Source organism: Actinoalloteichus caeruleus, assembly GCF_049311605.1.
GTDB classification, from domain to species: domain Bacteria; phylum Actinomycetota; class Actinomycetes; order Mycobacteriales; family Pseudonocardiaceae; genus Actinoalloteichus_B; species Actinoalloteichus_B caeruleus.
Genome location: NZ_CP186005.1, coordinates 1,128,089 through 1,147,281, shown reverse-complemented (window position 1 = coordinate 1,147,281; position 19,193 = coordinate 1,128,089). Strand labels below are relative to the sequence as shown.

Below are 19,193 nucleotides of genomic sequence, written 5' to 3'. Positions count from 1 at the left end.
GGCCCCGGCCCCCGGCCTACGGGCGAACCCCACTCGGCGCACCGCTCCCAAGCCGACGGGGACGCGGCGCGTCGCCGCATCACCCCAGGCGTCCTCGCAGTGCGTCACCGTAGCGTGGCGTCGTCAGCCGATCGGTGGGGAGGTCCGGCGGGCCGACGCCCCCGGTGGGGCGATCGTCTAGGGTGACCTGCCGTGCCGGGTCCGGGCCCGTCACCTCTAGATTGTCCTGACAGCGGGCCTCGGCGCGGTGGGCGGCCGGCGCGGTGTCCGGGAACGGGCCGCTGGTTCCACGGTGGCCGCGCCGGACGGCGGGGACGTGCCCCGGAGTGCGATCAGCGAGCCGGGTCACCGCACGGCGACCCCACGGGCAGGACGACGACGAGATTCCAGGACGGCGTGATGGATCAGGCGGTGCCCCCCGCGACCCCGGTCGACGCGTCTCCGGGGGCGGCACCGGTCGCGCCCCCCGCCGCCGAGGTCAGCGCGTCCCCGTCACCACCCGAGACCACCGACGCCACGTCCGAACCGGGCGCGCGGACGACCGGGCGGCGGGCACCGGGCGGGCAGGCCGCCCGGCTCCAGCTCTACGCGTACCTGACCGCCCGCGACTACCGGCGCACCTACCTGGCCATCATGCGGCTGTTCTCCTCCACCCTCCTCGCCGACCTCTCCGCCGGCGAGGTCGCCGGGGCCCTGGCACCGGCCGAGCGGGCCGGGCTGATCGACGAGGGCGAGCACCGCATCGACAACGTCATCGTGCGGCTGCGCCAGCTGGTGGAGTGGGGCAACCTCGTGCACGGCCGGCGCGAGATGGTGGCGGCGAGCATCGCGGAGTTCCAGCACGGCAGCGTCCGCTACCAGATCAGCAAGCTGGCCCTCCGGGTCCAGCGGGAGGCCGACGCGTTGCTCCAGGTCCCCGAGGGGGCCCGGGAGGTGTCGCGCGAACTGCTGCCGGCGATCGAACGCGGACTGGACCAGCTCGGCTCCACCCTGGCGCGGACCCTGCTCGCCGAGACCGAGGACCCCTCCAGCCGGGCTGCCAGGCAGGGGCGGGAGGAACTCGCGGAGCAGGTCACCACCCTGTTCCTCCAGCACGCCGAACTCGCCGACACGGTCCGCGACTTCTACGCCTACCTGGGGCAGATGGTCGCGCGCCACCAGTTGGAGCCGGCGGACATCTCCGGGTTCCGCTCCGTCCTCGTCGAGTACATCCAGATGGTGGTGGAGGACGTCCTCCGCTACACGCCCGGCATCGCCGACGCCCTGGCCGGGCTGCGGCAGGCCAGGAGCGAGCTGTTGCGGCTGGTGGGCCCGGCGCGGAGCTGGACCGAGCAGTGGGGCGACACCGTCGAGCGGGGCCGCGGGCGCACCGAGGCCGACTGGCGGGAGTTGACGGACTGGTTCGTCGACGGCCCCGGGCGTCCCAGCCAGGTGACGGCGCTGCGGGAGGCGACGACCCGCGCCATCGGCGCCCTGCTGGCCAACGTCAAGCGGGCGACCACGGGCAGCGCCGGGCTGCCGGGCCGGCGGTCCGACCTCCTCCGGCTGGCGAGCTGGTTCGACGGCGCGGACCAGGCGGGGGCGGACACGCTGTACGCGGCGGCCTTCGGCCTGTACCCGTCGCGGAACCTGCTGCCCTCGCCGGAACTGGACGGGGACGACGAGCACACGCCGTGGCGGGACGGGCCGGTCATCGACGTGACGGTCAGCGTGCGGTCCAGGGGCGACCGGGGGGCGCGGGGGCGCACCTCCCGGGTCGTGTTCGACCCGATCACCGAGCAGACGTTGCTCGCGCAGGCGAGGACCCAGGCACGGGAGCAGGAGGACGCCGTGGCGGAACTGGTCGCGGCGGCTCCCCGGCTGACCGAGGTGCCGCTGTCCCCGCCGGCGCTGGGCGTGCTGTGCGAGCTGTTGACCCTGGCGATGGCGCAGCGGGAACGCGACGGCGACCCCGGGTCGGTGCGGGACCCGGTGCGGGGTCTGCGGCTCACCGTGACGCCGGAGGCCGACGCCCGCACCACGATCACCAGCACCAGCGGCTCGTTGACCCTGCACGGTTCCACCGTCAGCCTGTGCGCGGAACCGGCGGTCAGGGGCGGTTCCCACGGGGCGGGGGGACACCGGTGAGCGCGCCGAGGGGGGACCGCACCCGGCGGTCGACCAGCGGGCGGCACGCGGGTCTCGCCCTGTTGGACGAGTTGCCCGACATCGACGCGGCGGACGTGGCGCGCTGCGCGCGGGTGCTGCTGCGCCGCCCGCTGCTGCGGGCGGACGGCCCCGACGGCGACCTGCTCCCGCTCGTCTACCGGCACCGGGCGGTGCTGGTGGAGCTGTTCACGACCGTGCTGGGGTACCGGCTGGTGGTGGAGCGCCGGTTCGCCCGCCTGTACAAGACGGGGCCCGGCCAGGACGCCACCCGCGGTGAACCCGGCCTGACGCCCCGGGCGTACGCGTACTTCGCCCTCGCGGTGGCCTGCCTCACCGGCGCGGGTCGGCAGATCCTGCTGTCCCGGCTGGTCGCCGACATCAGGGCCGCCGCCGTCGAGGCGGGCATCGCCGTCGTCGACGACTACGCCGACCGGCGGGCGCTCACGGCGGGTCTGCGGCACCTCGTGGCGCTCGGCGTCATCACGGAGACCGAGGGCACGGTGGGCCCGTGGAGCAACGAGGCCCCCACCGAGGCGCTGATCACCGTGGACACCGACCTGCTCGCGCTCCTGGTCGCGGGCCCGCTGCGGGAGGCCGAGGACGGCGCGGACCTGGTCGTGCTGGCGGCCCGGCCGGGAGCACGGGGAGTCGAGCACACCCTGCGACGTCGGCTCGTGGAGGACCCGGTGATCACCCACGCGGAGCTCACCGACGCCGAGTCGACGTGGCTGCGCCGCAACCAGCGCCGGGAGTCGGTGCTGCTCGACCGGGCCTTCGGCCTGATGACCGAGACCAGGGTCGAGGGGGTGGCGGTCACCGACCCCGAGGAGTACCTGACCGACGTCGTGTTCCCCGGCACCGGAACGGTGGCCCGCATCGCGCTGCTCGCGCTGCCCGAGCTGCTCGGCCTGCGGGAGCCGGACGCCGACGGCACCCACGCGGTGACCACCGCCGAGGTCTTCCAGACCTGTGACGACCTGGTCAACGCCTACCCGGCGGCCTGGTCGCGCCAGGCGACCGAGGACCCGCACCAGCTGTGCCGCGAGGTGCTGGCGCTGCTGGAACGGCTGGGGCTGGCGACGAGCGACGGCCGAGGTGGGTGGTCGCTGAGCCCGGCGGCGCACCGCTGGGCTCCGACGGCGGACGACCAACCCCTCTCCTCGGGTGCCGGCCGGGCGCTCCGGGAGCCAGCCGAACCACCGTCCGCCCCACCGGTCTGGTCGCTCTTCGACGAGGGGTGAGCACCGTGCGGCAGCAGCTTCCCATCAGCACCAGCACGCCTCGCGGCGTGTCGAGGCCGGCGAGCACCGCGCCGGCGGCAGGAGGTCAACAGTGAGCGAGCCCGACCGCTGGCGGCTCAACCGAGGCGGGATCGTCAACATCTGGCAGTACGCCGAGCAGACCTTCGACTTCTCCGGTGGCCGCGCCATCTTCCAGGGCACCAACGGGTCGGGGAAGTCGCGGACGCTGGAGCTGCTGCTGCCGCTCTGCCTCGACGGTGATCTCCGGCAACTGGGGTCGAAGGGTTTCGACACCGTCAGCATGCGGCGGCTGATGCTCGACGACTACCAGGGCGGGCCGAACCGGATCGGCTACGCGTGGGTGGAGCTGGTTCGCCGCACTCCCGTCGGCCCCGAGTTCCTGACCTGCGGCCTGGGGGTCAAGGCGTCGAAGGCCGCGCAGCAGATCACCGACTCGTGGCGGTTCATCACCCCCCGTCGGGTGGGTTTCGAGCTGCGGCTGGTGGGCGCCGACGAGGTCCCGCTCGGCCCGGCGCAGCTGCGGGAGACCCTCGGGGCGGACCGGGTGCTGGACGATGCCGGGTTCCGGGCCCGCGTCGCCGACCTCGTCTACCAGGTGCCCGCCGCTCGGTACGCGGACCTCCTGCACCTCCAGCGCACCCTGCGCAACCCCGACGTCGGGCTGAAGGTGTTGGAGGGGCAGCTGGAGCAGATCCTGTCCGACGCGCTCCCCCCGCTCGACCCGGCCGTGATCGACAACCTCGCCACCTCCTTCGACGACCTGGAGTCGATCCGGGAGAACATCGCGCGGCTGAGCACCGCGGACGACGCGCTGGGAGCGTTCGTCACCACCTACGCCAGCTACGTGCGGGGTGCCCTGCTGGGCCTGGGCCAGCGGATGACCTCGGCCGACCGCGCCCTGGCGTCGCTGCGTTCCGAGATCAGGCGGCTCACCGAGCAGCGGAACGAGGCCGACCAGGAGTGTTCCCTCGCCACGGCCAGGGTGGCCTCGGCCGAGGACCGGGAACGCGAGCTGGAGTCGGCGATCGCGACCCAGATGGCGTTGCCCGGCTACCAGGGCCTGCGTGATCTCCGCGACCGGGAGGCACTGGTGACCTCGGCGGGTCGGGCCGCCGAGGCCGCGTTGGAGGGTGCCGCTCGGCAGCGCGCCCAGGAGGACCGGGCGGTCGACGCGGTGCTGGCCGCGACACGTCGGCTCACCCAGAACCGGGACGCGGCGGCCGAGCTGGCCAGCGCGGCCCGGACCGGCCTGCGGCACGCCGGCCTCGACCCCGAGATGTGCCCCCGGGTGCCCGGCCTGCCCTCGGCACGCGTCACGGTGCGCCAGGAGTCCGTCCTGGCCAAGCCCGACCCGGACGCGGAGCCGGTGGTGGTGGAACGCCGGCTGCCGCCCGTCGTCGACGCCGAGGAGCTGGCGGCCGGGTTCCGCTCGGCGGCCGGGGGCGCCGATGAGGTCGCTGGTGCGGGTCGCCGCCGGGCCGCGCTGGTGTCGACGCTGCACCGGCAGGCCGTGGCCCTCGACCAGGAGGCGTCCCGGGTCGAGCACGCGGCCCGGGACGCCCGCGCCGCCCAGGTGGCGGCGACCGAGGCCGCCGGCCGCCGCAACGAGGCCGAGCAACGGCTGGTGGAGTCGGCGGAGCTGTGGCGGGAACGGGCGCTGAGCTGGTTCTCCGAGTCCGTCCCGCTCTCTGGTGCTCGACAGCCGGACGCGGCCGTGCTCGAACTGGTGGAGGTCGAGCACCTGCGGGCGGTGCGGGACGGGGCGAGGTCGGCGGCGGAACGCGCCCGCCTCTGGCTCACGCCGTCGCGGCAGGCCGCGTCGCAGTCGACCGTCGAGGCGGAGCACGCGGTGGCCGAGGTCAGGCGCGAGGTCGACAGGCGCGACGCCGAGCTGGCGGCGCTGCGGAGTGGGGAGCAGCGGAGGCCGGCGGGATCCCCGGATCCGGACACCGCCCCGCCGGGTGCCTCCTTCGCGGAACTGGTCGACTTCCGGCCGGAGGTGGCTCCCCCGGCCCGCGCCGGCGTGGAGGCCGCCCTCGCCTCCTGCGGGTTGCTCACCGCGTGGGTTCCCGTGGACGCCCGTGCGGCGGACCCGGTGGTGCGGACCCTGCTGGCGACGGCGTGGTCCGACCCCGCACCGGAGGAACCGGCGGCCGACGGCCGCCGCACCCTGGCCGAGGTGCTGGTCCCGGCCGTCGATCCGAACGGCCCGGTGCCCGAGGAGCTGGTGCGGCGCCTCCTGTCGTCCGTACCGCTGACCGACCGGGCGCCGACGGGGCCGACCCCGCTGAGCGTGTCCGAGGACGGCAGGTGGTGGTCGGGGGTGCTGTACGGGGCGGGCGCGAAGGACACCGCCGAGTTCGTCGGCGCCGGCGCCAGGCAGGCGGCCAGGACTCGACGCATCGGTGCGCTGGAGGAGGAGCTGCACGAGCTCCGGGGGGCGTTGGCCGCCGCCGAACGCACCGAGTCCGAGGCACGGGCGAAGGTGGAGCTGCTGGACCGGCAGCTGGCGGCGTTCCCCGACTACGGTGAGCTCGTCGCGGCGCACGCGGCCCTCGCGGGGGCGGCGGGCGCCGCCTCGGACGCCGAGGACAGGGCGCGGCGGCTCCGCGAGGAGCACCGCCGCGCCGAGGAGCGGTGGGGCGCGGCCGAGACCGAACTCCGGCAGCGGGCCACCGAGGCGGGGCTGCCCTCGGACGCCGCCGGTCTCGACGCGGCGCACCGGCACGCCACCGAGGCCAGGGATCGGGTCGAGCAGTTGCGGGACGTGCTGGTCGGTCGGTGCGTCGGCGCCGTGGACGACCTGGCGGAGGCGGGCACGCACCACCAGGCGGCCGTCGCGGACCGCGCCGAGGCCGAGGAGCTGGCGCTGCGCGCCTGCCGGTCCTACGGGGAGCAGCGGCGGTCACTGACCGAGTTGACCAGCAGCGTGGGTGGCGAGGCTGAGAACGCCGCCCGCCGGATGTCCGATCTGGAGCGGCGGCGGGCCGAGGTCCGGGAGGAGCTGCCGGCGGCGCGGGAGGCGGTGATGACCGCCAGGGAACGGCTGGCCACGTTGGCCACCCTGTTGGAGACGAAGCAGGGCCAGCTCGGGGAACGGGAGACCGAGGCGGACCGCGCGTCGACGGCCTTCACGGCCGCGCTGCGTTCCCCCGGCACCTGGGCTGCCGCCCTCACGACGACCTCGCGGACCCGAGGGGACGCGCCGGTCGGCGCCCCGGGCACGGAGCGGGCCGGGGCCGCCCCGGCCGAACCGCCGCCCGACCCCCGCGCCGCGCTGGCGCTGGTGTCCGAACTCGCCGAGAGCCGCCCGGCGAGCGAGACCACCGTCATCACCCGGCTCCAGACCCTCCAGGTGGCGTTGGCCGGGACCCACGACATCACGGCGGCGGAGAACGCGGGCGTCCTGGGCATCACCGTCAGCGGGGAGGACGGCCCCCGGCCGGTGGCGGTGGCCGCGCGGCAGGTCCGCGACCGGTTGGCCACCCAGCGCGGCTACCTGAACGAGCGGTACCAGACGGTGTTCGCTGACTACCTGATCCGGGACCTCGCGGAACGGCTGCGCGGGCAGATCGCGGTCGCCGAGGACCTGTGCGCGCGGATGAACGCGGTGTTGGACCGCGCTCGTTCGTCGCAGGGGGTGCACGTCCAGCTGGAGTGGAGCCCCTCCCCCGCCCTGGACGACGCCACCCGTCAGGCGCTCGACCTGGTGCGCACGCCGTTGGGTGAACGGGACTCCGACCAGGACGCGCTCCTCCGCAGGGTGGTGACCGAGCGGATCGAGTCGGAACGGGACGCCCACGCCAGGGGGTACGCGGAGATCCTGACCCGCGCGCTGGACTACCGGGGGTGGCACTCCTTCACCGTGCGGGTCCGGGACGACGGGCCGGACGGCCGGCCCCGGGTGCGCCGGCTGCGGCAGTTGTCCTCCGGGGAGACCCGGCTGGTGTCCTATGTCGCCCTCTTCGCCGCCGCCGCGTCCTTCTACGACGCGGTGGACGTCGGCGAGGGTGACGGTGCGGGAGCCGGCGGCGCGGGTGCGCCGCTGCGGCTGGTGCTGCTCGACGAGGCGTTCGAGCGGCTGGACGATCCGACGATCGCCCGGATGCTCGGGCTGCTGGTGGACCTGGACATGGACTGGTTGATCACCTGGCCCAGCGGCTGGGGTGTCTCCCCCAAGATCCCCCGCATGCACATCTACGACGTGCTGCGCCCGAAGAGCGGCGCTGGCGTCGCCTGCACGCACACAACCTGGGACGGGGCGGACCTCACCCAGCACGACGCCTGAGCCCCCGGTGGCGGGTCCGGTCCGTCTCCGCGGGGTCCTCGCCGTGCGTGGCGGGTCCGCCGGGGGCGCGACGTGTAGGAAACGTGTAGCCGGGTTTGCGAGGCTGGGCCCGGCTCGGTGGTGATGGGGGTCATCGCCGCGTCATGGCCGGTGGGCCAGCGGAGACGGCGGGCCGCCCCCGGCCCGCCCATCCGGACGCCCTACCGAGCCGGGGTTGGCCGGTCCGGCCCCCTGTGGACGGTCGTGCGAGGCCACCGGTCCCTGGGGGCGCGGTGGTGTCGGGCCGGTCATCGGTTCGCCCGGCCCGTTGCCGGCGCACCGGCGACGGCGCGCGCGGCGTGGTCGCCAGCCACATCCGCGCGACGCCGTGGCCGTCGGTGGTGCTCAGTCCTCCGCCACCAGGTGGCGGGTGAGGTCGAACAGGCGCCGGGCGTCGTCGGGGTCGAGGGTGCGCAGGCCGAGGTCGACGGGTTTGGTCCGGTCCCAGGCGATCAGCCGTTGGTCGGAGGGTTCGTCGATCAGCCTGATGATGGGGACGATGCTCCTGGACACGGACCGGGCGAAGAGCGCGCCCATCACCGCCATCAGGGCCTTGGTCGGCTGCGGGACGCCGTTGAGCCCGCTGTTGGTGTACCCGGGGTGGACGAGGACGAAGCGCGTGCGACCGTCCGGGTGGTTGAGCGGGTAGCCGACGCCGAGGAGGTCGTTGGCGCGGCCGCCCTGGAGGGTGGCGCGCAGGATGCCCCAGCCGTTCCGCAGCGCGAGGTCGTCCCAGTGCAGTCGTCCCTTGGTCATTCCCGTGCCGCCGATGCTGACGATCGCCGGGTTGTCGCCCTTCTCGAGCAGGTCGGTCAGGCCGTAGCTGAGCAGGAAGCGGCTGACGTAGTAGAGGGAGAAGGCGCCCTCGTACCCGTCCGGCGTCTCGACGCGGCGCTGGAACGGCACCATCGCCGACAGGACGAGGGCGTCCAGCGAGTCGTGCCGTTCCCGGATCTCGCTGATCACCCGCCGGTTCTCGGCCACCGAGGTGAGGTCGGCCCTGATGGCGTGCGCCCGCTCGCCCGCCCCCATGCTCGCGGCCTCCTCGAGGAACCGCCGGCCGCGTTCGGGGTTCCGGCCCACCACGGTCACCCGCGCGCCGGCCGCCAGGTAGTGCCTCGCCAGTGCCGCGCCCATGCCGGTGGTGCCGCCGGACACGACTAGATCCTTGACCATTTCCACCCCAAAAGTCATCGGTCGATGACTTTGTACGCTAGTCAGAACCAGCCACATTTGTCAACGCTTGATGACTTATGGGAGGACGCCGTGGCCGAGCCGCGCAGAAGGAACCGTTCCGCGACCCGGCAACGCCTCCTGGAGGCCGCTCGGCACCGGTTCGCCAAGGAGGGCTACGAAGCGGCCAGCGTTCGGGACATCGCGGGGGACGCCGGGGTCGACGCCGCACTCGTCTTCCGCTACTTCGGCTCGAAGAAGGGGCTCTTCGAGGAGGCCGCCGCCGCCAGGACGCCCACGACCCCGCTCGACGGGCCACCGGAGGAGCTGCCCGCCCGGCTGCTGCACTCACTGCTCTTCGAGGACTGGTCCGCGTACGCCGGCGAGCACCCCCTGGTGGCGATGCTGCGCTCCTCCGCGCACGACGAGGCGCGGGACCACCTGCGGGAGGAGTTGTGCGGCACCTACGTGCGCGCCCTCGAACGGCTCTCGGACGCGCCGGACGCGGCACTGCGGGCGGAGCTGTTCAGCGCCTGGATGCTCGGCATCGGCGTCCTGCGGTCCGTGGTGGGCACCCCCGCCATCAGCGCCGCGACTCCGCAGGACCTCGCCCCGCACCTCGCGGCCGTGGCGTCCGCCCTGTTCGACCGACCCGTCCTCGGCACACCACCCCCACCACCGGAGGCCACCGACCACCCCGGGTCTCCTGGCTGAGCGACCAGGGCCGTCCCGGTTCCGGTGGGATCGCGGCCCGCGCCGTTCCATCGTCGTCAGGTGCCCGGTCCCGCCCCGGCACCGGCGGCCGGGGTGGTGCCCTCCCGCCGCTCGCTGACCCGGAAGGAACGCAGCTCCCGGTTGCGCAGCCCGATCCACAGCACGCCGACGACGCAGAGCAGGCCGCCGGACACCAGCGCGAACGAGGCCGAGGTCAGCCCCATGACCACGCCGGCCCTGGCGTTGCCGAGGTCCGGGCCGGCCGCGCCCACCACGTGCTCCGCCGAGGAGACCCGACCCCGGAGGCCGTCGGGGGTCGCCAGCTGGACCAGCGCCGCCCGCGAGACCACCGAGACGGTGTCGGCGGCACCGGCGACGGCGAGCATGGCCAACGCGAGCCACAGCGGATCGGCCAGCCCGAAGCACGCGAGGGCCACCCCCCACGTGCCGGCCGCCCACGACTGGACAAGGCCGGGCCGGTCCGCCCTGGTGACCAACCCCGACACCAGGCCGGCCGCGACTCCCCCGACCGCGACGGCGGACAGGAACAGCCCGAGCGTCTCCGGGGCTCCCCCGAAACGGGCCTCGTTCACGACCGGGAAGAGCGCGATCGGCATCGCCAGCAAGGTGGCGAAGAGGTCGGTGCCGAACGCGCCGCGCACGACCGGCGTTCGCGTGATGTGGCGCACACCCTCGACGATGGACCGGATCCCCGGCCGGTGCTCCTCCGCTCCCCTCGGCGGCAGCGACGGCAGACGCAGGACGGCGTACAGGGAGACGAGGAAGGCGACCGCCTCGACGGCGTAGCAGGCCGTCAGCCCCCACCGGCCGATGACGAACCCGGCCACGGCGGGCCCGAGGAGCATCGCGGCCTGGAAACTGAGGTGCTGGAGGGCGATCCCGGCGGAGACGAGGTCACGGGGCAGCAGCCGCACCGGGAACGTGCGGCGGGCGGGGGCCCCGAGCGCGGCGGCGGCCGACTGCGCGGCGACCAGGCCCAGCAGGACGGGCAGGCTCTCCAGCTCGACGAGCGCCTGCCCCGTGAGACCGAGGACGACCACCACCTGGGCGAGGGTCGTCCAGCGCACCAGGGTGCGGCGGTCGAGCGAGTCGGCGAGGGAGCCGCCGACCACGCCGAACAGGACGAGCGGAATGGCGGAGGCGAGCCCCACGACGCCGGTCCACACCGGGCTCCCCGTCATCCGCCACACCTGGAAGAGCACGGCGACCACCGTCATCTGGTGACCGAGCGAGGTCAGCGACGTCCCCACCCAGAGCCGGCGGTAGGCGGCGCTGGCGGCGAGGGGGCGGAGGTCGACCAGTCCGGACCTCCGACTCATCGCCCGGCGCCGTCGCCGTCGGTCCGGGACGTCTCGCCGATCCCGGAGCGCCAGTCCAGGTGGTCGAGCAGGCGGGCGTGGAACCCGCGTTCGGTGAGCCGCGCCCGCATCGCCGCCACGTACTCGGCCAGGCCCGAGGCGAGCTCCGCGTCGAGCTCGGCGCAGGCGTCCTCGGTGGCGTTCCACTCCGCTTCGAGGAAGGGCAGCAGGTCGCGGGCGCGGTCGGTGAGGTGGATGACCCGGGTGCGGGCGTCGGGCCCCGGCTCGGTGGTCACCAACCCCTCGCCCCGCAGCGCGGTCACGGTCTGGCTGACCGCCGAATGGGTCCGGCCCAGGCTCCGAGCCAGTTCGCGGATGGTCATCGGGCCCTGGTGGGCCAGTCGGATGAGCGGGTAGGCGAAGCGGGGGCGCACCCCGGCGAGGTCGTGCTCGGCGTAGAGACGCGCGATCTCCTCGTCCATGTCCTGCTGGAGGGCGATGAGATCGCGCCAGTAGCCGCGAGTGGTCGGGTCAGGTGATGTCACAGCGCTAACATAACAGCACTGTTGCGTCTTGGGTATCACGCGGACGGCCAGGGGGCATGGGGTCGGGAACGGTGTCTCCCGCGCTGCCCGTCGGACGCCCCTGCCGCCCGACGTCCGGTCCCGCGTGGGTGAGGGAACGACGGCCGCGCTCCACCGCGCGGTCACGACCTCGACGTGCGGGGAAGCGCTGGCTGGCGCAACGGCTGCCCGGAACCCCCCAGGACCATGCGGTACGTCGGCCACGACCGCGAACTCCTGACCAGGACGACCCCCGTGCCGTGGCCACCGCGCAACCTCGGGGCGGCGGGGAACACGGCCTCGGAACGGCCCGCCGGCTTCGGCACCTGCCGGCCGGGGAGCGCCGGGTCCAGCGGTGGGACGAACGGCGCCGGCGGTGGGACGAGGACACGGGACACCGCGCCCTGGGCCGGACGGTCCGGTAGAAGGGGGCCTACGACTCGGGCACGACCTCCCCGCGCGGTACCACCTGCCCAGGTCCGGGGACGCGGGTCCGCCCGAGGCGCGGCCCCGCGAGCCGGCGTCGGCGATGCGGTTTGCGGAGAGGCCGGACGGCCATCCGCCAGCCGGCCCGCGCCGATCCGCTACCGGTGCCGCCGGCACCCCCGGGACCGGGTCAGCAGCCGTGGAACACGTCGCTGTCAGCCCAACCCGTGTTCGCCCAGGTGTCCGGTTCGGCGGGGACGAAGCCGTCGTAGAGGTCGGCGAGCCGCGCGAGGGCCCAGTTGGTGAACCGAGCGGCGCCCTGGGGGCAGGTGTGGATCCCGTCCTCGCTGCGGTCGATCCTGCCATCCCGTTCTCTGGTGTACTCCTCGCCCCAGACCTCGGAGGCGTCGAGGTACTCGACCTCGTCGAGGTCGTCCGCGACCTGCCGCGCGGCCTCCCCGGCCGCAGCGAGCTCGTCCATGTGCGGTTCGTAGAACTCGTCCGGCCGGATGGGGGGCATGGACACGAGGAGCAGATCGGCGTCGAGATCGGCGGTGCGCTCCGCGAGGTCCTCGTAGGCGGCGCGCTGTTCGTCAGGAGTACCCCAGTCGTAGGTGGTGATCTGGTAGATCACGACTCCTCCCGCCGCCTCCGGGAGTTCGGTGCCCAGGCGCTCCCGCCGTTCCTCGGCGTTGGGGCCGACGACGTTCCCGCCCCCCGTCGAGGTGGCGTCGATGAACTTCACGCCGCTCTCGGCGAGGCCCTGGCGCAGCGCGACCGCCTGACCGGCGGCCACGGAGTCACCGAGGAAGAGCACGGGCGACAGGCCAACCTCGGCGGTCTGGAGATCTTCGGTCCACCCCTGGCCACCCGCGTCGTCACCCTGGCTGGCGCCACAGGCGGTGAGCGTGACCGCCATGACGGCGAGCGCCGCGATCCCGATCGGTCGTCCCGGCTGACGTCGGCGGCCCGTCGAAGAGGTGTGAGCTGTTCGTGTTCGCATTCCCCGACTCTCACAGGCCGGTGTCGCGGCGGGTGGCCAGCCATGTCGCAGTCGTGTCGCGGAACGCCGTCATCCGCTCCTGGACCCCGGTCCGCGACGGGTGCCCCTCCTAGGATCGACGGCATGGCCGCTGTCCTGCTGGTGGAAGACGACGCTCTGGTCAGACGCGGGTTACAACTCGCCCTGGGACGTCACGGGCACCGCGTCGAGGTCGCCGACGACGGCGAGGACGGTCTGACCCGGTTCGCCGCCGGCGAGGTGGACGTGATCGTGCTGGACCTGATGCTCCCCGGCCTCGACGGTTTCGAGGTCTGCCGCCGCGTCCGCACCTCGTCGCAGGTACCGATCATCATGCTGACCGCCCGAGGCGACGACTTCGACGTGATCACCGGGCTGGAGGCCGGCGCGGATGACTACGTCGTCAAACCCGTTCGCCCGACCGTGCTGGACGCGCGGATACGCGCTGTCCTGCGCCGTGCGGTGGGCGGCTCCGACGGTGTGCGCGTGCACGGTGGTCTGCGTATCGACACCGAGTCGCTCAGGGTCACGGTGGACGGCCAGGAGGTCAACCTCACGCCGACGGAGCTGCGCCTGCTGCTGACCCTGTCGCGGGCCCCGGCGCGGGTGTTCACCCGTGAGCAGTTGCTGGAGGAGGTGTGGGAGCACGGGTACCTGGGTGATTCGCGGCTGGTGGACAACAGCGTGATGCGGTTGCGGGCGAAGATCGAGCGGAACCCCGCGCGCCCGGAGTACGTGCAGACGGTCCGCGGATTCGGCTACAGGTTCGGCCCGGTATGAGACCGCCGTCGCCACGACGGTTCCCGCGCGCCCCCACCGGGCTGCGGGGACGGCTGCTCATCACCGTCGTCAGCGTCACGGTGCTCGGGGCCATCGGCGCGGCCTGGGCGGGTGTGCAGCGGTCCGAGACCGCGCTGCTCAAGATCACCCGGGAGCATCGCGCTGAGGACCTGGTCAGCCGGGTCACCCAGGTCGCCCCGTCCGTGCGGTACCCCCCCGACGCCGACGCGCTCGACCAGCTGCGGAGGGAGATCGGGGAGAACGCTCTCGTCGTCTACCAGGACGCGGCCGCCGGAGAGGGCATCTTCGCGGCCGGCGCGGCCCCGGTTCCCGCTCGGCTGCGCGAGACGATGGACGCCCAGGCCGCCGGGAACCACGGCCGCGTGCTGACGCAACGCGTGGAGATCGACGGGACCTCGTGGTTGGTGGTTGGCGCCCCGGTGATGGTCACGGGGCCCGACGGAGCACGATCCCCGTCCGGGATCGAGGTGTACTCGGCCCACGACCTCACCTCCGTGCGAGAGCAGGTCGACGCCCTCGTCCGGGGCGCGGCCACCACGACGGCGGCCATGCTGCCGTTGGCGGTGCTACTCGCGCTGCTGGCCTCCCGGAGCGTCCTGCGCCCCGTAGCGCGGTTGCGGGAGACCGCTCAACGCCTGGCGCGGGGGGAGCTCGACGCGCGCCTGGAACCAACCGGGGTCGACGAGCTGGCCCAGCTCACCCGCACGATCAACGAGATGGCCGCGTCCCTGCAGAACTCCATGAACTCGATCGCCGCGATGGAGGAAGGGTCCCGTCGCTTCGCCGCGGACGTCTCCCATGAACTCCGCACACCCCTGACGACCCTGACCGCCGCAGTCGAGGTCCTCCAGGACGTGCTGTCGCACGCCGAGGCCTCGGGGGCCTCGGACGAGGCGGAGGCGCGGGAGTCCGCGCACCTGGCGGTCACCGAGACGCGACGGCTGATGGAGCTGGTCGAGGACATCATGGAGATCGCCCGGTTCGACGCCGGTACCGCTCAACTGCGGTGGGAACACACCGACCTGGTCGAGGTGATCACCGCCTGTGTCCGCCATCGGGGGTGGGGTCGAGACGTCGTCATCTCCGCACCGGACGCCGAGGACGATCGCACGCTCGTGGCCGATCGCCGCCGCGTCGACGTCATCGTGGCCAACCTCGTCGGCAACGCGCTCACGCACGGGGGAACTCCGGTGCGGGTGGACGTCCTGGCCACGGACGAGGGGCTGACCGTCCGGGTCACCGACCGCGGGCCGGGGATACCGGAGGACGTTCTGCCGCATGTCTTCTCCCGGTTCTACAAGGCCGACGCCTCGCGCTCCCGCACACCCGGCAGCGGCCTCGGACTGGCGATCGCCCGGGAAAACGCCCTCCTCCACGATGGGGTGATCAGCGCCGCGAACGCCCCGGACGGCGGTGCGGCCTTCACCCTCTGGCTCCCCCGACATCCGACGAGAGCCACCGGCCACCTCCGCGACGAGGAGCAGGACACGTGAGACATCGACCGTTCACCTCGGCCTGGGCTGGACTCGCCCTGATCGCGTTGACGAGCTGCGGGCCACAGCGCGCGATCGTCGAGGAGGGCCCATCCGCCCCGACCGGGATCGCGGCGGGAACCACCCTCTACTTCCTCGACGATGACGGGCGGCTCACCGCTCAGCACCGGGAGACCGGCCGGTTGGGGACGGTCGCCGAGGCCGTCTCCCTACTGCTGACCGGCCCCGGCGGTTCCGGACTGCGCACCGGCATCGGGCCGACGGCGGTGACCAGGACGGAAGTGACGATCAACGGGGAACTGACGAACGTGCGCGTGCCCCTCTCCTCGGCGGAGGTGAGCGCCGAGGGCATCGACCAGATCGTCTGCACCACATTCGCCAGCCGAGTCCAGTCCGGCGGTTCCGACCGGACCCGCGTCGGCATCGAGTTCACCGACCGCCCCGAAGCACCGAGGAGCTGCCCCGCCCTCGGTTGAGGTGGTCCCCGGTCGTCACCGGCCGGGGTGTCCACGCCGATCGGCCGGTGTCACAGCTCATCGATGTCGATCGGCGGGGCGGAGGGTGCGGGCAGCCCGAACCACAAGAGCAGCAACGCGGCCGAGGAGGCGCCGAACAAGACCAGGCCGGTGCGTCCGCGCGCCCACCGGGCCCGGAACCGGATCGGGTCCTCCACCAGGCGCTTCGACGCGACGGCGAGTGCGAGCGAGATCCCGATCACGAAGGTGGCGTGCGCCCAGGCCGGCAGGGCCGGGTACTGGTGCGGGGGCATCAGGACGATCACCGGCCAGTGCCACAGGTACAGGCTGTACGAGATGCCGCCGACCCACGTCATCGCGCGCGCCCGCAGAACCCGTACCGGAAGCGGCGAAGGCGGCATCGCCCCCGGGTCCCGCTCACCCGAGGTCGTCACCGCCGCGCACAGGCCGACGAGCACCGCACAGGCGGCCGCGTGCCCGAACAGGCCTCCCGTGAACAGTCCCGGCGTCGCGGTCCCGTCGGCGAGCACCCAGAACACGAGGATCCCCAGCGCGAGCGTTCCGATCAGCCACCCGGACAACGCGTGGTGCGCCTCCACGAGGTGTTGGAACCAGCGGCGGGCGGCAGCGGTGGCCGCCGCGCCCCCCAACAGCAGCGAGAACGCGCGGGTGTCCGTGCCCGTGTAGACCCGCGTGGGGTCGGCGGGATCGACCATCATGATCATCAGCAGCAGCGAGACCCCGGCGCCGGCGAGGGTCAGGGTGAACACGGCGCTCGCGGACCTTCCCGGGCGGCGCGACCAGAACCGCGACACCGCCCAGAGCACCGCGCCGACGAGGACCGGCCACACGAGGTAGAACTGCTCCTCGACCGCGATGCTCCACAGGTGCCCGAAGACGCGCGACTGGCCGAACGCGTCCCAGTAACTCGCGTCCTGGGCCAGCAGGTGCCAGTTCACCAGGAACGACTGGGACCACAGGGCGTCGGACAGGGTCGTGGAGACCATGCCTCGGTCCGCTACCGGGGCACCGAGCCGCTCCAGCACCCACACGACCAGCGTCACCCCGGCCAGCACCAGCGCCAGCGCCGGGAACAGCCGCCGTAACCGCCGCCCCCAGAACGGCACCAGGGCGATCCGGCCCGTGCTCTCGACCTCACGGAGGAGAAGCCCCGTGATGAGAAACCCCGAAAGCACGAGGAACAGGTCCACGCCAAGGAAGCCACCGGGCATCGCGCCGGTGTGGAACAGCAGCACACCCGTCACGGCCGCTCCACGCAGCCCGTCCAGAGCCGGGACGTGGGAGGGACCAGGACCAGTGGGCGGGCGGGGGGAGGTCGGGTACGCCGGAGAACGCATGTCCGCGACGGTGCCGCCCCTGGTTCACCGTTCCGCCCCCGTCGCGTCGCGATCCTGTCGCAGGGCCGGCGGCCGCGCGGACCAGCCCGGGACCGCCCACTCGGTGGTGGTGCTGCCTCCCCGGGTGCGCGGCCTGGGGGCCGGGTCCAGTGCCGGCGCGCCTACCAGGAAGGTGTTCCGGAGCGCGGGCGCGCTGTTCCCCGGCGCTCCTCCCGGTTCGGGTGGTCGGGTGCGCGCGGGGGCCTCGCGGGAGTTCTCCGCACCGCGGGCGCGGGCGCCTCCACGGCCCGTGACGACCACCGCGACCACGTGCGCGGTTCCGCCCGCCGCCCCGCGGCCCGGGGATACCGACGGGCGGGGACCCGCGTGCCGGAGGACTTCGGCTGAGCCCGGCACAGGATGGTCCGGGAGCCGGCCAGGGCGGCTCCCGCTGGGAGCCGAGCAGGTGAGCGCTCCGCGCCGTTCGCTGGCTCTCCGCCCACGACGCGGTCCACGCGGCGTGCCGCATCGGCCACGAGGTCGACGGCCCGCCCACAGCCGGGGGGACGACGCGAACCGCCCCGCCCCCGGAGGAGCGGGCGTGCCGAGGGGCCGCCCACCGCGAACACCGGCGGCACGTCACACACGATCGCGAAGTACCGCTCCAATGGCCGAGCCCACGAGGTCTCCACGGGACGCGCCAGCACCCGGCACCGACCGTGGGCCGGGCCCCGGCGAGTTCGTGCGCGCTCGGCCCGCTGCTCGCCTGACGTCCCTGGTGGTGATCCCGGCCGCCCGGTCGGAACCGGCTGGAACTGGCCCGGCCACCGGTGTCGGTACACGCCGTGTCCCTCGGCCCCCTCGGGCGCGAACGGGACCGCCCCGAGGCGAGGAGGAACACCGCCAACGGGGCTGGGACTGGGGCCGTTCGACGTGGTGACCGTGGCTTCGGGCGAGGTGCCAGCCAGCGCCGCGCTCACGGCAGCCCATGGAACCACCCTCGGTTCCCGCAGGCCAGGACGTGTTTGTGGGCGCAGTAGGGTTCGAACCTACGACCCCTCGCTTGTAAGGCGAGTGCTCTCCCACTGAGCTATGCGCCCGATCGACGCTGGACAGGTTACCGCCCGCCCAGCGCCAGTCGGTCATCAGGCCGGCAGCGCCGCGATGGCCTTCTTCCAGGCTTCCTGGTCCCGGGGCTCGCCCGGCTGGTTCACCTCGGCGAAGCGGATGACACCGGCCTTGTCGATCAGGAAGGTGCCCCGGTTCGCCAGGCCACCGGCCTCGTTGAAGACGCCGTAGGCCTTGGCGACCTCGCCGTGCGGCCAGAAGTCCGAGAGCAGCGGGAAGGTGTAGCCCTGCTGCTCGGCCCACACCTTCAGGCTGAAGGTGGTGTCCACCGACACACCGAGGACGGTCACGTCGGCGTTCTGGTACTCCTGGAACTCGTCCCGCACCTGGCACAGCTCGCCCTGGCAGAGGCCGCTGAACGCGAACGGGTAGAAGACCAGCAGCACGTTGCTCTGGCCGCGGAACGACGACAGGGTGACCTGCTGCTTGTTGTAGTCGTTGAGCGTGAAGTCCGGGGCTTCCGAACCGACGTCGAGCGCCATGAGGCCGCCTTCCGAGGTCTAGGGGTGCGGTGGGGCACGTCGACCCGACGTGCCCCAACCACCCTAGTCATCGCCCCCGGCGGCTGATGTTCACCGCTTCGGGCGTACCAGGCGCGTCGCCGACCATTCGCCCGGCAGGCTGACCGTCGAGGTCTGCGACAGACCGGCCGTCGTCACCGCCTCGGCGACGACGGAGGGCTCCACGTGCCCGTCACGGCCCGTCTTGGGTGTCAGCACCCAGATGAAGCCGTTGTCGGCGAGGGGGGACGTCGCGTCGACGAGCGCGTCGTCGACGAGATCCCCGTCACCATCCCGCCACCACAGCAGGATGACGTCCACCACTTCCTGGGCGTCCTCGTCGAGCAGCTCACTGCCACTGCGTTCCTCGACCGCCGCACGAAGCGCGTCGTCGACGTCCTCGTCCCAACCGATCTCCTGGACGACCATGTCGGGCTCGATACCGAGCTTTTCGGCGACACCGACCTTTGCGGCGTCTCCCGCGGCGACCACGGCTTCCTCACTC

The 19,193-nt window shown here is 73.6% G+C and carries 14 protein-coding genes and 1 tRNA gene; 7 read left to right on the top strand and 8 right to left on the bottom strand.

The window, feature by feature from the left end:
* Positions 1–399: 399 nt before the first annotated feature.
* The 3 genes from ACOJVX_RS05160 (at position 400) to ACOJVX_RS05150 (ending at position 7,698) form a co-directional block, all read left to right on the top strand.
* On the top strand, positions 400–2,127 hold the full coding sequence (locus tag ACOJVX_RS05160) for a DUF2397 family protein (RefSeq protein WP_030146965.1): 1,728 nt from the start codon (positions 400–402) through the stop codon (positions 2,125–2,127).
* Complete coding sequence (locus tag ACOJVX_RS05155) at positions 2,124–3,389, top strand: TIGR02678 family protein (protein ID WP_248783984.1); 1,266 nt, start codon at positions 2,124–2,126, stop codon at positions 3,387–3,389. Before ACOJVX_RS05160 ends, ACOJVX_RS05155 begins: the two co-directional genes overlap by 4 nt.
* 91 nt (positions 3,390–3,480) lie before the next feature.
* Positions 3,481–7,698: a TIGR02680 family protein gene (locus tag ACOJVX_RS05150; protein ID WP_422647293.1), complete on the top strand. Its 4,218-nt coding sequence runs from the start codon at positions 3,481–3,483 to the stop codon at positions 7,696–7,698.
* 384 nt (positions 7,699–8,082) lie between these two features.
* On the opposite strand, the gene ACOJVX_RS05145 is transcribed toward ACOJVX_RS05150, so the two are convergent.
* On the bottom strand, positions 8,083–8,895 hold the full coding sequence (locus ACOJVX_RS05145) for an SDR family NAD(P)-dependent oxidoreductase (RefSeq protein ID WP_422647292.1): 813 nt from the start codon (positions 8,893–8,895) through the stop codon (positions 8,083–8,085).
* Between the two features lie 108 nt (positions 8,896–9,003).
* On the opposite strand from ACOJVX_RS05145, the gene ACOJVX_RS05140 reads away from it, so the two are divergent.
* Complete coding sequence (locus ACOJVX_RS05140) at positions 9,004–9,624, top strand: TetR family transcriptional regulator (protein ID WP_035276052.1); 621 nt, start codon at positions 9,004–9,006, stop codon at positions 9,622–9,624.
* 56 nt (positions 9,625–9,680) lie between these two features.
* Here the strand turns inward: ACOJVX_RS05140 and ACOJVX_RS05135 are convergent, their stop codons facing one another.
* From ACOJVX_RS05135 to ACOJVX_RS05125, 3 genes are all read right to left on the bottom strand, one after another.
* Positions 9,681–10,964, bottom strand: a complete 1,284-nt coding sequence (locus ACOJVX_RS05135) for an MFS transporter (RefSeq protein WP_422647291.1) — start codon at positions 10,962–10,964, stop codon at positions 9,681–9,683.
* Positions 10,961–11,425, bottom strand: coding sequence for a MarR family winged helix-turn-helix transcriptional regulator (locus ACOJVX_RS05130; RefSeq protein ID WP_418154229.1), 465 nt, complete (start codon positions 11,423–11,425; stop codon positions 10,961–10,963). Before ACOJVX_RS05130 ends, ACOJVX_RS05135 begins: the two co-directional genes overlap by 4 nt.
* Positions 11,426–12,122: 697 nt before the next feature.
* Positions 12,123–12,935 (bottom strand): SGNH/GDSL hydrolase family protein, encoded by an 813-nt coding sequence (locus ACOJVX_RS05125; protein WP_422647290.1) that lies wholly within the window; start codon positions 12,933–12,935, stop codon positions 12,123–12,125.
* 123 nt (positions 12,936–13,058) lie between these two features.
* Here ACOJVX_RS05125 and ACOJVX_RS05120 point away from each other — a divergent pair, with 123 nt between their 5' ends.
* From ACOJVX_RS05120 to ACOJVX_RS05110, 3 genes are read left to right on the top strand one after another with little or no spacing between them, the layout of a single operon-like run.
* Positions 13,059–13,733, top strand: a complete 675-nt coding sequence (locus ACOJVX_RS05120; RefSeq protein ID WP_418154217.1) for a response regulator — start codon at positions 13,059–13,061, stop codon at positions 13,731–13,733.
* Positions 13,730–15,247 (top strand): ATP-binding protein, encoded by a 1,518-nt coding sequence (locus ACOJVX_RS05115; RefSeq protein WP_418154218.1) that lies wholly within the window; start codon positions 13,730–13,732, stop codon positions 15,245–15,247. Before ACOJVX_RS05120 ends, ACOJVX_RS05115 begins: the two co-directional genes overlap by 4 nt.
* Positions 15,244–15,723: a GerMN domain-containing protein gene (locus ACOJVX_RS05110; protein ID WP_418154219.1), complete on the top strand. Its 480-nt coding sequence runs from the start codon at positions 15,244–15,246 to the stop codon at positions 15,721–15,723. The genes ACOJVX_RS05115 and ACOJVX_RS05110 overlap by 4 nt, the downstream gene beginning before the upstream one ends.
* 50 nt (positions 15,724–15,773) lie before the next feature.
* Here ACOJVX_RS05110 and ACOJVX_RS05105 read toward each other — a convergent pair whose 3' ends face one another.
* From ACOJVX_RS05105 to ACOJVX_RS05090, 4 genes are all read right to left on the bottom strand, one after another.
* Complete coding sequence (locus tag ACOJVX_RS05105; protein ID WP_422647289.1) at positions 15,774–17,081, bottom strand: acyltransferase family protein; 1,308 nt, start codon at positions 17,079–17,081, stop codon at positions 15,774–15,776.
* 1,007 nt (positions 17,082–18,088) lie between these two features.
* Positions 18,089–18,160 (bottom strand) — tRNA-Val (locus tag ACOJVX_RS05100).
* Between the two features lie 45 nt (positions 18,161–18,205).
* Complete coding sequence (locus tag ACOJVX_RS05095; protein WP_026417062.1) at positions 18,206–18,670, bottom strand: peroxiredoxin; 465 nt, start codon at positions 18,668–18,670, stop codon at positions 18,206–18,208.
* 90 nt (positions 18,671–18,760) lie between these two features.
* On the bottom strand, positions 18,761–19,180 hold the full coding sequence (locus ACOJVX_RS05090; protein ID WP_026417063.1) for a DUF3052 domain-containing protein: 420 nt from the start codon (positions 19,178–19,180) through the stop codon (positions 18,761–18,763).
* Positions 19,181–19,193 lie beyond the last annotated feature (13 nt).

Excerpts from the sequence above, each read along its gene's own strand:
- ACOJVX_RS05160 (WP_030146965.1), top strand. The coding sequence starts at position 400 with ATGGATCAGGCGGTGCCCCCCGCGACCCCGGTCGACGCGTCTCCGGGG.
- ACOJVX_RS05135 (WP_422647291.1), bottom strand. The coding sequence starts at position 10,964 with ATGAGTCGGAGGTCCGGACTGGTCGACCTCCGCCCCCTCGCCGCCAGC.
- ACOJVX_RS05130 (WP_418154229.1), bottom strand. The coding sequence starts at position 11,425 with ATGGACGAGGAGATCGCGCGTCTCTACGCCGAGCACGACCTCGCCGGG.
- ACOJVX_RS05125 (WP_422647290.1), bottom strand. The coding sequence starts at position 12,935 with ATGCGAACACGAACAGCTCACACCTCTTCGACGGGCCGCCGACGTCAG.
- ACOJVX_RS05120 (WP_418154217.1), top strand. The coding sequence starts at position 13,059 with ATGGCCGCTGTCCTGCTGGTGGAAGACGACGCTCTGGTCAGACGCGGG.
- ACOJVX_RS05115 (WP_418154218.1), top strand. The coding sequence starts at position 13,730 with ATGAGACCGCCGTCGCCACGACGGTTCCCGCGCGCCCCCACCGGGCTG.
- ACOJVX_RS05105 (WP_422647289.1), bottom strand. The coding sequence starts at position 17,081 with ATGCGTTCTCCGGCGTACCCGACCTCCCCCCGCCCGCCCACTGGTCCT.
- ACOJVX_RS05095 (WP_026417062.1), bottom strand. The coding sequence starts at position 18,670 with ATGGCGCTCGACGTCGGTTCGGAAGCCCCGGACTTCACGCTCAACGAC.